This window comes from Streptacidiphilus alkalitolerans, assembly GCF_042511045.1.
GTDB classification, from domain to species: domain Bacteria; phylum Actinomycetota; class Actinomycetes; order Streptomycetales; family Streptomycetaceae; genus Streptacidiphilus; species Streptacidiphilus alkalitolerans.
The window spans coordinates 214,595-227,393 of record NZ_JBHEZX010000009.1 but is presented as its reverse complement, the minus strand read 5'-3'; the positions used below and the strand labels follow the sequence as shown (position 1 = coordinate 227,393).

Here is a 12,799-nt window from a genome sequence, read left to right as displayed (position 1 = left end):
CGTGAGGGCAGCGCTCACCGCCTCAGCCGGCTGAGGCGGTGAGCGCGCCGAGGGCGCTGGCCTGGGTGCGCCAGTCGGCCGGGTTCGGGCTGGTGCCGGCCCAGCGCTCGCCGAGCACATTGAGGGAGCTGCGGTCCCGCGCCCACAGCGTGGCCGACTGATGCTGGATGTAGTTCAGATAGCTGCTGGAGCCGGTGGCCTTCGCCAGATCGGCGAAGTTCCGCATGAAGATGCCCTTGAACTGCTTCTGGTTGTCGTCGCAGGACGCCGCGCCGGTGTCGCAGGACTCGGTGAGCACTCCCCCGCTGGTCAGCGCCGGGTTGCTGACGGCGGCGTCGGCCAGGGTGCGCGCGGTGGCCAGCAGCGAGCTGTCCCCGGTGGTCCGCCACAGCTCGGTGAACCCGCCGATGGCCAGGCCCTGGTTGTAACTCCACACGGTGCTGCCGTTGTTGGCGCAACCGGAGGTCAGCCCGTCGTTCACCAGGCCCGAGGAGTCGATCAACCCGCTGGACCGGTACCAGGCCGCAGCCGTGGTCGCCCGCTGGAGCCAGACCGTGTCGCCGGGGATGCGCTGGTGCAATGCCGTGGTCAGCCACAGATACTGACCGTTCGTCACCGCGTTCTTGTAGGTCCGCTCGCGGTCCCACCAGATGCCGCCGCCGCAGGTGCCGGTGTCCCAGTACTGCTGGAGGTAGCTGGTGATGGTGACGGCCTCGCCCAGATAGCGGGAGTCGCCGGTGTAGTCGTACGCGTCCAGCCAGGCGATGGCCCACCAGCCCGCGTCGTCGTTGGCGCGGCTGATGAAGTCGCCCTCGACCGGGTCCGAACTGCGCGCACCGGCGGCGAAGACGCCCTTGTTCTGGTCGAAGGTGCGCCCGATGACCCAGTCGTAGTCGTGCGTCCCGGTGGCCTTGGCGAAGTCGACGAGGGCGGTGAGGGTGGCGGCGGAGTTCCACCAACTGCTGGGCCACCAGCCGTTGTAGGGGTCGTAGGAGGACATCAGGGCGTCCGCCGCCCCGCGCGCCGGAGTCGGCGCCGGGCGGACCCAGGCGGTGCAGCTGCCCTCCTGGTGACTGGCCTCCCGGCCGCAGGCGCGTACCGCGCCACCGTAGAGCAGGCCGCGCGGGTCACGGGTGGCGAACATCGCGGTCCGGGTGCCGGTGGCTCCCGACGGGGTGCTGGTGCGGCCCAGTGAGGAGCCGTCGGGCCAGGTCGCGCCGCCGTCCCAGGAGCGGTCGAGCCAGATCTCGTCCCCGGCGCCGCCGGTGTCGATGCTCGCCCAGGCCATGGAGTTCTTCTGGTCCACATGCAGCCGGATGGTGCGGCCGTACAGGGTGGTCGACGCCACCGGCTGGGTGTCGCCGGCCGCCCGGGCGAGGTCCGTGCCGTCGCAGAGCACGTCGCAGACGGTGGCGTAGACCCAGCTGGTGCAGCTGACGCCGGCGGCGTCGCCGCAGGCCCGGACCAGGCCGCGCTTGTGGTCCCGGGGGTCGGTGATGTTGTACATCAGCGTCCGGGTGCCGGTCCAGGTGCCCGGGATGCTCGCCTTGCCCAGCAGCCCGTCCCAGCTGGCCCCGCCGTCCCAGGAGCGGTCCAGCCACACCGAGTCGCCGGTCACCCCGCCGTCGATGCTGGCCCACGCCATGTCGTCGGCGTCGGACACATGGAGTTCGACGCGACGGCCGTTCAGGTTCAGGTTCAGGTTCGGCACCGGGAAGGTCTCCTGCTTGGCCAGCGAGGGGTCCAGGGTGTCGCACGCCAGGACGCACACGGTGGTGGCAGCGGCGGCGGGGGTCGCCGCGGGGACCAGGGCGACGGCCACCAGCGCGGCGGCCAACAGGAGCTTCAGCAGTCGGGAAAGGCCGACAACGATGTCGGCGCCGCGCAAGGACATGGCACTCGCCTCGATTCACACCCGGAACCGGTCACCGTAGTGTCATGTCCACGCAGACGTCAAGGCCCGTCGCCGGCCCGGAATCAGCCGCCGCTGAGGCGGTGTTGGAGCTTCTCGCCCTCGATGTCGGGGTCCGGCACGTACTTGGAGAACCACTGCGGGTGGTACCAGAGCTTCCCGCGGACCATGGCCATGACCGCCGGCACCAAGGTGAGCCGCACCACGAAGGCGTCCAGGAACACCCCGGCGGCGAAGCTGAAGCCGATGGCCTTGATGGTCGCGTCCTTGCTGAACATGAAGGCCACGAAGATCGAGAACATGATCAGCGCGGCGGCGGTGACCACGCGCGCCGACTGCCCGGTGCCGCGTTCGACCGCGCCGCGGGCGTCGTCGGTCTTGGTGAAGTCCTCCTTGATCCGGGAGACGACAAAGACCTCGTAGTCGCTGGAGAGGCCGAAGATGATGGCCAGCATGATGATCGGGAGGAAGCTGATCGTCTCCGCCTTGGTGATGCCGAAGATCTTCTCGCCCCAGCCCCACTGGAACACCGCCACCTGCGCGCCGAACGCGGCGGCCACTGACAGCAGGAAGCCGATGATCGACTTGATCGGCACCAGGATCGTCCGGAACGCGAACGTCAGCAGGATGAACGCCAGGCCGATCACCACCACCAGGAACACCGGCAGCGCCGAGGACAGCTTCGAGGACACGTCGATGTTCGAGGCGGTCACACCGCCGATCAGGATCTTCGCGCCGCTGGAACCCTCGATCGCCGCCCGGTTGTCGCGCAGGCTGGTGACCAGGTCGGCGGTGGCCGGGTCGCTCGGCCCGGTCTTCGGGACGACGCGGATCACCCCGATGCCGTGGGACACGGTGGCGGTGGCGGGCGTCGCCGCCGCGACCCCGGGCAGCTTGCCGAGCTCCTGCGCCATGTTCTGCACCGTCTGCTGCGAAGTGACCCCGTCCGCCACCACCTGGAGCGGGCCGTTGAACCCCGGCCCGAAGGCCGCGGTCGTCAGGTCGTAGGCCCGGCGCGAGGTGTCGGAGGTCGGCTTGGAGGAACCGCTCGGCAGGCCGAGCTCAACGGACAGGGCCGGGACGGCCAGCAGCACCAGCAGGCCGACGCCGCCGATGAGCACCGGGACCCGGTAGCGGACCACGAACCGGGCCCAGGCCGCGCCGAAGGTCTTGTGGGGCTCGGTGGCCGCCGTCATCGCCACCTCGCCGTGGTGGCCGGGGCGCAGCGGCGTATTGATGAAGTTCGTGACCTTGTCGCCGGCGAAGCCGAGCATGGCGGGCAGCAGCGTCAACGAGATCAGCAGCGCGATGGCCACGGCGGCAGCCGCGGCCAGGCCCATGACGGTCAGGAACGGGATGCCGACGACCGACAGCCCGCACAGGGCGATGATCACGGTCAGGGCGGCGAAGACGACCGAGCTCCCGGCGGTGCCGGCGGCCAGGCCGATCGACTCCTCGAGCCCGTGGTCCTGGAGCAGGTTGTTGCGGTGCCTGGACAGGATGAACAGGCCGTAGTCGATGCCGCAGGACAGGCCGAGCATCAGGGCCACGGTCGTGGAGGCCGAGGCGATGGTCACCACGGAGGCGAGGGCGGTGACGCCGGTGATGGTGATCGCCACACCGATGACGGCGGTCAGGATCGGCAGTCCGGCCGCGACGAACGCGCCGAAGGTGACCAGCAGGATGATGAACGCGATGACGATGCCGACCAGCTCGGGCAGTTCCGAGGGCGCGAGCCGCCAGCCGGGGTAGACGCTGCCGGAGTACTCGACCTGCACGCCGGAGTCGCGGGCCGGGGCGGTCGCGTCCTGGATCGCGTCCAGGGTGGCGTCGGTGACGTCGGCGGGCTGGGCGGTGTACATCACCTGGCCGAGGGCGACCTGGCCGTTGGCCGAGACGGCATTGGTCTGGAACGGGCTCGCGGCCGAGGCGACCTGGGAGACCTTGGCCAGGTTCGCGACCGCGGCCTCGATCCCGGCCCGCTGCTCGGGGTTGGTGACCTTCACCGTGCCGTGGGTGGCGAAGACCACCTGGGTCTGGCCTCCGGCCAGGGCCGGGAGCTTCGCCTTGAGCAGGTCCGCGGTCCGCTGCGACTCGGTGCCGGGGATGGTGAAGTTGTCGTTGGTCTTGCCGCCGCTCGCCACCGAGATGGCGATGGTGGCGACCGCGACGACGAGCCACAGGCTCAGCACCAGACGACGCCGCCGATAGGCCCACTGGGCGAGGCGGAACAAGTAGATCGACATGCGCTCAACCTCACATGCCCCACTCCGCCGCGCCTCACGGACGCAGCCATCCGGGCGCGGCCGTCGCCCGCCCGGGCGGTGGCCGGGGCGGCGCGAGCGGTTCCCGCACCGACTCGGTCCGGGCCCTGCACCGACCCGGTCCGGGCCCACACCGAAACCGCGGCGAGGGCCCGGACCTGACGCTCCGACGGGTGGGACCCTAGGCGGCGGTTCGGCCGGCGTCGGCGGCGATGGTCGCCCCGGTGAGGTAGCCGGCCCGGTCCGTGGCCAGGAAGAAGATCACCTCGGCGATCTCACGCGGTGTGGCGAGCCGCCCCAGCAGGGTGGTCTTGGCGACCTGCTGCGCGCCCTCCTCGCCCATGGCGGCGAGCACCATCTCGGTCCGGGTCGGACCGGGAGCCACGGTGTTCACCCGTACCCCGGCCGGGCTGAACTCGGCCGCCCAGGTACGGGTCAGCGACTCCAGCGCGGCCTTGGTGGCGCTGTAGACGGACAGTCCGGGCATGCCGACCTTCGCCGCCATCGTGCTCACATTGACGATGCTGCCGGAGCCCTTGGCGACCATCGCCGGCGCCAGGGCCGCCGTGAGGAAGTACGGGGCCCGGATGTTGGTCGCCAAGGACGCATCGAAGGACGCGACGTCCTGGGCCACAGTCGGTGCGCCGGGGAAGATGGCCGCGTTGTTGACCAGGATGTCGACGGCGCCGGCCTCGGCCGCCAGGTGGTGCAGCGAGTCCAGGTCGCTGAGGTCGGCGGCCACGAAGCGGGCCAGCCCGCCCTGGTCCGTGATGGTCCGGACGGTCGCCGCGCCGCGCTCGGCGCTGCGACCCGAGACCACGACCTCGGCGCCGGCCGCGGCCAGCAACCGGGCGGTCTCGGCAGCGATTCCAGCGGTTGATCCGGTCACCAGAGCGATCTTGCCGGTGAGCTCCATGAGGGGAGTCCTTCCATAGGTCGGGCCGTGATCCGGCCCAAAACTGGGTTACCTGACTCAGAATGCTCGGCAAAAAATGGGTTGTCCATTCCAGAATCTGGTAACGTAGGAAGGGTGGAAACCCAGACACGACGACTCACCCGCAAGGGCCAGGAGACCCGGGCCCGCATCGTTGCCGCAGCCGCCCAGCTGATGTACGAACGCGGCCTCACCGAGGCGACCCTCGAGGACGTCCGCGCCGCCGCCGGGGTCAGCGGCTCGCAGGTCTACCACTACTTCGCCGACAAGCAGGCCCTGCTGCTCGCGGTGATCGAGCACCAGACCCAGGCGGTCCTGGAGATGCAGCAGCCGCACTTCGCCGCGCTGGACACCATGGCCGGGCTGCGGCAGTGGCGGGACGCCATGGTCGAGTACCAGCTGCGGCTGCAGTGCCGCGGCGGCTGCCCGATCGGCTCCCTGGGCAGCGAGGTCGCCGAGAACAACCCGGAGGCCCGGCTCGCCGTCGCCTCCGGCTTTCTGCGCTGGGAGTCGGCCATCCGCGGCGGCCTGCAGACCATGCACGCCCGCGGCGAACTCGACACCGACCCCGAGGACCTCGCGCTGGCCACCCTGGCCGCACTCCAGGGCGGCCTCCTGCTCACCCAGCTGCAACGCCGGGTCAAACCCCTGGAAGTCGCCCTCGACGCCATGCTCGACCTGATCCAGACCCACACCACGACCCCCTGACGGGCGGTCAGCAGGCCCCCGTACGGACGGATCCCAGGTGCGGTGGGGTTCACCCGGTCGGCGCAGGCTGTGTCGCCGGGGCGGGGGATTCGGGTGAGGCTGCTGACAGTCCAGCCCCCCGAGCCCCAGCAGGAGCCTCTGTGCGTACGAAGCGAACCCGTGCCCTGTGTGTCGGGGCTGCCCTGCTGTCCGCCGTGGCCCTGACAGCGTGCAGCGGCAAGGGGCCCGTCAACGGGACCCTTGCGTTCACGACCGTGCGGGGCGCCGCTGGGGCGGTCACCAACCCCGAAGGGGGGACGTGCCACAGCTTCGGCCCCGCGGAGGTCGCCTCGGTGGACAACGGAACCCTGGCCGACCTGCTGATGTTCCAAGGGCCCGACTGCGCCAACCCCGACGGCTCCCCCGGCATCTACGTGCCCACCGAGACCGCGGCGCAGGCCGTGCTCAAGGTCGGAGCGTGGCGCAGCTTCCGCACCTACGTGTGACGTTCCGCCACCGGGGTCTCCTGCCGCCGTCAGGCGATGCGCAGGAACACCGGGTTGGTGAGCGCCGCCATCGGGCCCCAGACCAGGGCCGGGCCCATGGTGTTGCCCTGTCCCGGCGTGCCGTCGACCATCGGGTGCCGGACCTCGGCGCGGACGTAGGCCGCCAGTGAGGCGGTGGTCCGCCAGACCACCGTGCCGGTGCCGGAGTCGGGCAGCGACTCCTGGTGCAGCTGGCCCTCGTCGGTGATGAAGCGGACCGTGCCCCTGGGGACGCCGGAAACGTCGAGCCTGACGTCCACCGGGGCGTCGACCGCCGCCGTGAGCGTGCCGCCGATCCCGGCCTGCCGGCCGCCCCCGGTGACGGTGAAGTCGAGCCCGACCGCCGAGGACTCGGCGATCCAGCTGCGGCCGGCCTTGATGCCCGCCAGCACGTCGGGGGTGGTGAGGTCGTCGGCGAGGACCACGTTGTGGGGCAGCCCGATGACCTGCGGCACGCTGTGGGCGTCGCTGTTGCCCATGGCGGGGGTCCAGCGCCGACCGGTGCGGACGGCCTCGCCGAGCCGGGCGTCCCAGGTGTCGACCGCCGACTCGTCGTCGTAGGTCCAGGGCCCGTTCCAGACCTCCATGGCGTCGGCGTCGTCATAGCCGGACTTCCACTGGCAGGCGATGTAGGGGCAGTACGGGTGCGCCGGCACGACCAGGCCGCCGGAGCGGCGCACCTGCCCGGCGAACCTGGGGAAGGCGTTGTCGCGGGAGCGGTAGCGCCAGTCGATCCACTCCCCCGCGGGCAGGCCGAGCGCCAGCCAGTGGCCGTTGCGGGTGGTGACCTCCTCGCCGGTGACGATCAGCAGGTCGGGCCCCGCGTACTCGCCCCAGACCGCGTGCGAGGACGTGGTGTTGTGGTCGGTGGAGACCATGAAGTCCAGCCCCGCGGCCCTGGCCCCGGCCGCGACCTCGGCGGGGAGCCGACGGCCGTCGGAGTGGACGGTGTGCAGATGGCCGTCGCCCCGGTACCAGGCCCGGCCCCGGCCCTTGGCCCGCTGCGGCGGGTAGTTCGGCACGAAGGCGGGGCCCGGCGCCCCGAACGTCAGCGTCACCTGGACCTGGTAGTCCAGGCCCTGGGGCGCGACCTGGTACGGGCCGAGGACGATGTGCCAGGTCCCCGCGCCGACCGGGCCCGGCAGGTAGCCCGGGGTGGCCTCGCTGTTGCTGATCTCGAAGGACGTGCGGAAGCCGCCGGACCAGCCGCGGAAGCCCTTCCCGCCGAGGGCGGTCCCGTGCTGGTCGAAGACCCCGATGTCACAGGAGTTCGCCGGGGTCCCGGCCGGAACGGCGGGCTTGTCGTAGGAGTACTGGACGGCGATCTGCCGCACCCCCTTCGGGACCTCGACCGGGAGGTGGACGAAGTCGGCGGCGCCGGTGTCCAGATGGCCGCTCACCGTGCGGGTGACCGTCGACCCGGGGGCCGGGGGCCGGGCCGGCGGCACTGCTGACGCACCGTCGGCCGCCCGCGCGGAGGAGACCGGAGCGAAGACGATCGGCGCGAGCGTGATCGCCGCCGCTCCGGCCGTGACACCGAGCAGCATCCGGCGCCGGTCCAGGGCGTGCTGCTCACAGGGTTCTTCCGCCGGGGCGGGGGCGTGGACGTTGGGGCTGCTGTCCTCGGAGCTCACAGTGTCCTCCACAGAGTCGACCGGATGTGCACGATCGGTGCACCGGACCCTTGACACTCTCGTCCGCCCGCGTGAACACCGGACATCGGTACGCCGTCCACAAACCGACCCGGCGTCGACGACCACCGAGGGGGGCGAGCCGGACCAGTCGCTGCCCTCCACCGCCCTGGCTGGGGCCGTCGTGGGAACCGTGGCCTAGCATGCGGGCCCCGGTGGCCTCCTGGCGGGCTCGATGTGACGCCCCAGCACCTCACCCCCAGGATCGTCGGGCGCCGGGGCGGGCGGTGGGCAGCACGCAGGCGGCGGTGAGCATGCCCAGGGCGATGGCGGCGAGCAGGGCGAACATCTGGGCCAGATCGTGCAGTCCCTGCACCGGGTGGCCGCCGAGCCAGGCGTCCAGGCCGCGCAGGCCGTGCGAGCCGGGGGTCAGCACGAAGAACGCGGCGAGGTAGAGCACATACGGGGGCGGGGTCCGCGGGCGGCGGCCCAGCAGCAGGCTGGCCGCTGCCATCGCTGCGGCGGCGAGGAAGGTGCCGGCCAGGCTGCCGAGGGTACGGACCGTCAGCAGCTGCACGCCGTAGGTGCCCAGCGCCAGGGCCAGGGCCCAGGGCAGGTCGCGGGTGCGCATGCCGAAGACCAGCATCACGCCGACGGTGAAGACCGCCCAGCCCAGCCAGCCGGCCACCGGGCCGAGGGTGGGGGCGACGGGCTGGTCGAAGATCTCGCTCTGGTCCAGGCCGAGGGCCGCGGCGGCCAGGACCGGACCGAAGGCGAGGGTGCCCAGCGCGGCCAGCGACTGGGCCATGCGGGCGGCGCCTGGGGTATAGCGGCCGGCGGACAGTTCGAGCATCGCCATGGTGATGGCGTCCCCGGGGATGAACACAAACAGGGCCGGGATCATCAGCGCGATCGTGCCGCCGTGCACCCAGCCCTGGTGGGAGGCGGTGAGCACGACCGTGCCGACGACGGTGGAGGCACACAGCGGGGCCAGCCAGCCGGGGCGCCGCGACCGCTGGACGCCCGCCTGGATCAGGCCGACCGCCAGCCCCAGGAGCGCGGTGATCCACGCCTCCTGCCAGGTCGGCTGGATGGACACGCCGAAACCGACGGAGAACAGCACCACCCCGGCCACCCGCAGCCACGGCGGGTAGGGCGGAGGTGAGGCGGCGATGGCCTCCAACTGCGCCCGGGCCTGACGGACCGGCAGCTGACCGGCCGTCACCCGGGCCAGCCAGGGCTTCAGGGCGCTGACCCGGTCCAGCTGCGGGATCTCCGGCGCATGCGCCAGGACCCGGGTCGCGCCGCCGATGGACACGACCGCCGATTCCGCCGACACGCTCGCCTCCACCCGCGCCCCGTAGGCGGCGGCGACCGCGGTCAGCCGTTCCTCGGCCCGCAGCGTGCCCTCGTAGCCGCCCGCCACCAGCAGTCCGGCCAGCCGGGCCACCAGGTCGAGGACCTCACCCGCAGCAACCTCGCCATCAGCCATGACACCCAGTCTGCTGGCCGCCCGCGGCCACGGCAGCGCGAAGCACCCAGCCGGTGGAGCGCGGTGGGACGGCTCAGCCCTTGGCGACGGCGGAGGCTGCCGCGCCGGTCAGGTCGGTGGTTTGCGCGCTCGGCGGCGCGGTCACCGTCACCGGGGTGCCGAAGCCGCTCAGGTGCAGGTCCGTGGTGGTGCTGGCGCTCTGCGCCCCGGTACCGGCGGAGGCGGAGGCCGAGCCGGTGGCCGGAGCGGAGGCGGTGGCGGTGGCCGCGCCGGTGGCCGAGGCGGAGACCGTGAACTGGATCTTCTCCTCGCGGATGTGGTTGGACGCGTCCACCCAGACGTCCACCGGGATGCTGCTGGGGAGCGACACCCCGAGCATGGATCCGCTGTTCTGCGGCAACGCGGCCTGGAACCGGTAGTGGGTGGCGCTGGCCCCGTCCACGGTCTCGGTGCCGACCTTGGTGACGTCCTTGGCGTCCTTGAGGTACCCGAGGGCCTGCGAGGTGTCGGGCGCGCTGATGGTGCCGCCGGCGCCCGCGGCGGCCTTGGCGAGGTCGATCCGCACCCAGGGCTTCTGGCCGGGGACCTTGGCACGGGCGGCGGGCGGCAGCATCTCGTAGAGCACCTTGCCGATCACCCGCATCTGGATGCTCTGGCCGGCGGCGGTGAGCGTGAACTCACCGTCGCTGCTTCCGCCGCTGCCGCTGCCGCTGAGCTGGGTGCTGCCGGTACCGGTGACGCTGATCGACTGCTTGCCGCTCTGCACGGTCTCGTCCAGGGCCAGCTTGGCCGACCCGGTCGCGATCGTGGCGGCCGAGGCCGCCTGCAGCGCGGCGGCGTTGGCGGCGTCGGCACCGTCCCCGGACGAGTCGTTGGACGAGCTGCCGGCGCTCCCAGCAGCTGACGCCGACCCGCTCGCCGACGCCGTTCCTGCACCCGCCGCGCCGGTCCCGGTACTCGCGCACCCGGCCAGCGCCATCGCCCCGGCCATGGTCGTCCCGGCCAGGGCCCTGCGTATCGATGCGGTGGCCATGCTGTCTCCTCAGGTCCGTCAACTGTCCTCGGCATACGGTCAGTCAGCGGCTACCCGGGCCCTGCGGGCGCACACCCGGCCCGGCTCAGTCGCGGTCCTCGGCCTTGACCAGACCGTCCCAGCTCCACCGGGGCGTCGGTCCCGGGTCGCCGAGTTCCGCGCCCACAGGTTCGGCGGAAACGTCGCGGGCGATCCTGGTCCCCCAGTCGAAGTACTCCATCACCCGGCGCCGCAGCAGCGCGTCGTCGGGAAGTTCCTTCTCGACGGCGCCGCCCATCAGCTCCATCCAGCGCAGGCGCTGCTCCTCGGTGATCGAAAGCCCGAGGTGGGCGCCCAGCAGGGCCGGGTGGCCGCCGAGTTCGTCGGTGAAGCGGGTCGGGCCCCCGAAGATCTCGGCGAGCCAGACGGCGACGTGCTCGATGTGGGTGGGGGTGAAGTTGACGAAGACGGGTGCGAGCAGGGGGTCGGCCAGCACAGCGGCGTAGAAGGTGTTGCTCAGTCGGCGCAGTGCCTCGGTCCCGCCGATGGCTTCGACCAGGGTCTCGGAATGCTCGGTCACGCGGCTCCTCCCATAGCGTCCCGTAACGGGCTCAAGCTGGTTCGTTGATAGCACATCATCTTTTCGACAAGCCCGCCCACAGGCTGACGCAGCCACTGCTCGAGCGTCTCTCGCTTACGTGCCGCTGCTGGGACTTCCGTCTGTCTCTGGCCATCCGCCGAGTCTGCCAGAGTCGATCGCGGCCCGACGCGACACCCCCTGGCGCGACATCCCTTGGCCGCGGTGGCCGCAGGAACGTAGGCCGTTCGGGCGAGGACCGGGCCGTCGTGGGAGTAATCGCTGATCGCAGGGGCATGAGCGCGCTGTCAGGCATTTGTCGTCGCCCACCTGACCAACCATCAGCGGCCGGAAGCGCAGCGACGACCACGGGAGGACGGGCATGGCGCCGGGGAACACCGCAGCACCGCAGTCCTCCGTCGATGCCGGGGCCGGGGCCGCGCGGCGCCCCGCCCTACCGCTTCGCCAGCCGCCGCGTCGGTCGATGGGCAGGTGGTGGGCGGCGCTGCGCAGGACACCGGTGTCGATGTGGAACGACGACGTGTCCGACTGGGCAGCCGCGCTGACCTACTACGCCGTCCTGGCCCTGCTGCCGGCGCTGTTGGTGAGCGTCTCGATCGTCGGCCTGGTCAGCCGGTCCACGACGGACGCGCTGGTGGACCATGTCAGCATGTGGGCCCCGGCCCAGTCCGGTGCGGCGTTGCGGCAGGCATTGGGCGGCGCGGCGGACCGCTCCGCCGCGTGGGTCCTGGTCGCCACCGGCGGTGCCAGCGCCCTGTGGTCCGCCTCCAGCTACCTCGCCGTGTTCCGGCGCGCCCTGCACGTCGTGCACGGGGTCAAGGACACCCGCCCGGCCTGGCGCAAGGCGCACGTGATCGTGCTGACCGCCGCGGCCCTGCTGGCGCTGCTGCTCGCCAGTGCGCTGATCCTGGTCCTCAGCGGGCCGCTGGCGCAGGCCCTGGGCAGCGCGGTCGGCCTGGGTGGGGCCGGGGGCGCCGCCTGGACCGTGTTCAAGTGGCCCACCCTGCTGCTCCTGGTGGCGCTGCTGGTCCTGGTGCTGTTCCGCTCAGGACCGTCCGCCTCACAGGGCGTCCGCCGTTCCCTGCCCGGCGGGGTGCTCGCCGCTCTGCTCTGGCTCGCGGCCTCGGCGGCCTTCGCCGGCTACGCGGCCAACTTCGGCTCCTACGGGCGCCTCTACGGCTCGCTGGCGGGGGTGGTGGTGTTCCTGGTCTGGCTCTGGGTCTCCAATCTCGCGCTGCTGGCCGGAGCCCAGTTCACGGTCGAGCTCAACCGCGAGGAGCGGACGACCGCCCCCGAGTGAGATCCGACTGAGGCCCGGCAGCGGCGCCGGGCGAGCCGCGCTGGCGCGGACCGGGTGCGGCGAGGCACAGTGTCGCCATGTCCGAACGACGCGAACGCCGCCGCCTGCACGCCCGAGCACGGGCCCTCGGGGTCCCGCTCGAGCAGGCCAGACGCCACCCGAAGCCCCGGCCGACGCGGCCCCCGGTGGTGGAGCCCGCGTGGCCGCGCACGGAACTGCCGGACCGGGACGAGAGCCCCTTCCCCTCCTCTGCTCCCTCCTCTGCTCCTTCGACTGCCCTCTCCACTGCCGCGCCGCAGCAGGCGCGGGCACCGTACGCCTGCTGCGCGGTCACCCGGACCCGGGAGGTTCTCGCCGGCGGCACAGTGGTTTTGCTGACGGTCCACGCTCCCGGGTGCAGGGTCTGGAGCGCGCGGTGACGTGG

At 72.2% G+C, this 12,799-nt stretch carries 10 protein-coding genes; 3 read left to right on the top strand and 7 right to left on the bottom strand.

Going from position 1 to position 12,799, the window contains the following annotated elements; all coding sequences use genetic code 11:
• Positions 1-22: 22 nt before the first annotated feature.
• From ACEZDG_RS21980 to ACEZDG_RS21970, 3 genes are all read right to left on the bottom strand, one after another.
• Entirely contained in the window at positions 23-1,894 is a 1,872-nt protein-coding gene (locus ACEZDG_RS21980) for a glycoside hydrolase family 76 protein (RefSeq protein WP_380512212.1), read from the bottom strand.
• An 83-nt stretch (positions 1,895-1,977) separates the two neighbouring features.
• The gene (locus ACEZDG_RS21975; RefSeq protein WP_380512210.1) at positions 1,978-4,158 is read right to left on the bottom strand and encodes an MMPL family transporter; all 2,181 of its coding nucleotides are present in this window, start codon (positions 4,156-4,158) and stop codon (positions 1,978-1,980) included.
• A 199-nt stretch (positions 4,159-4,357) separates the two neighbouring features.
• Positions 4,358-5,092, bottom strand: coding sequence for an SDR family NAD(P)-dependent oxidoreductase (locus tag ACEZDG_RS21970; RefSeq protein ID WP_380512208.1), 735 nt, complete (start codon positions 5,090-5,092; stop codon positions 4,358-4,360).
• A 114-nt stretch (positions 5,093-5,206) separates the two neighbouring features.
• Between ACEZDG_RS21970 and ACEZDG_RS21965 the strand changes: the two genes are divergently transcribed.
• Both ACEZDG_RS21965 and ACEZDG_RS21960 read left to right on the top strand, forming a co-directional pair.
• Positions 5,207-5,818, top strand: a complete 612-nt coding sequence (locus tag ACEZDG_RS21965) for a TetR/AcrR family transcriptional regulator (RefSeq protein ID WP_380512206.1) — start codon at positions 5,207-5,209, stop codon at positions 5,816-5,818.
• A gap of 140 nt (positions 5,819-5,958) precedes the next feature.
• The gene (locus ACEZDG_RS21960; protein WP_380512204.1) at positions 5,959-6,303 is read left to right on the top strand and encodes a hypothetical protein; all 345 of its coding nucleotides are present in this window, start codon (positions 5,959-5,961) and stop codon (positions 6,301-6,303) included.
• A 29-nt stretch (positions 6,304-6,332) separates the two neighbouring features.
• Here the strand turns inward: ACEZDG_RS21960 and ACEZDG_RS21955 are convergent, their stop codons facing one another.
• The 4 genes from ACEZDG_RS21955 to ACEZDG_RS21940 all read right to left on the bottom strand — a co-directional run bounded on the left by ACEZDG_RS21955 (position 6,333) and on the right by ACEZDG_RS21940 (position 11,057).
• A complete protein-coding gene (locus ACEZDG_RS21955; RefSeq protein ID WP_380512365.1) occupies positions 6,333-7,889 on the bottom strand; it encodes a CehA/McbA family metallohydrolase in 1,557 nt (518 codons plus the stop codon).
• 337 nt (positions 7,890-8,226) lie between these two features.
• Complete coding sequence (locus ACEZDG_RS21950; RefSeq protein ID WP_380512202.1) at positions 8,227-9,465, bottom strand: threonine/serine exporter family protein; 1,239 nt, start codon at positions 9,463-9,465, stop codon at positions 8,227-8,229.
• A gap of 73 nt (positions 9,466-9,538) precedes the next feature.
• Positions 9,539-10,498 carry a hypothetical protein gene (locus ACEZDG_RS21945; RefSeq protein WP_380512200.1) on the bottom strand — a complete coding sequence of 320 codons (960 nt, stop codon included), beginning with the start codon at positions 10,496-10,498 and terminating at the stop codon, positions 9,539-9,541.
• A gap of 85 nt (positions 10,499-10,583) precedes the next feature.
• Entirely contained in the window at positions 10,584-11,057 is a 474-nt protein-coding gene (locus ACEZDG_RS21940; protein WP_380512198.1) for a group II truncated hemoglobin, read from the bottom strand.
• A 481-nt stretch (positions 11,058-11,538) separates the two neighbouring features.
• Here ACEZDG_RS21940 and ACEZDG_RS21935 point away from each other — a divergent pair, with 481 nt between their 5' ends.
• Positions 11,539-12,375 carry a YihY/virulence factor BrkB family protein gene (locus ACEZDG_RS21935; protein ID WP_380512197.1) on the top strand — a complete coding sequence of 279 codons (837 nt, stop codon included), beginning with the start codon at positions 11,539-11,541 and terminating at the stop codon, positions 12,373-12,375.
• The last annotated feature ends 424 nt before the right edge of the window (positions 12,376-12,799 follow it).

Coding starts and splice junctions, on each gene's coding strand:
- ACEZDG_RS21980 (WP_380512212.1), bottom strand. CDS start 1,894: ATGTCCTTGCGCGGCGCCGACATCGTTGTCGGCCTTTCCCGACTGCTG.
- ACEZDG_RS21975 (WP_380512210.1), bottom strand. CDS start 4,158: ATGTCGATCTACTTGTTCCGCCTCGCCCAGTGGGCCTATCGGCGGCGT.
- ACEZDG_RS21970 (WP_380512208.1), bottom strand. CDS start 5,092: ATGGAGCTCACCGGCAAGATCGCTCTGGTGACCGGATCAACCGCTGGA.
- ACEZDG_RS21955 (WP_380512365.1), bottom strand. CDS start 7,889: ATGCTGCTCGGTGTCACGGCCGGAGCGGCGGCGATCACGCTCGCGCCG.
- ACEZDG_RS21950 (WP_380512202.1), bottom strand. CDS start 9,465: ATGGCTGATGGCGAGGTTGCTGCGGGTGAGGTCCTCGACCTGGTGGCC.
- ACEZDG_RS21945 (WP_380512200.1), bottom strand. CDS start 10,498: ATGGCCACCGCATCGATACGCAGGGCCCTGGCCGGGACGACCATGGCC.
- ACEZDG_RS21935 (WP_380512197.1), top strand. CDS start 11,539: ATGGGCAGGTGGTGGGCGGCGCTGCGCAGGACACCGGTGTCGATGTGG.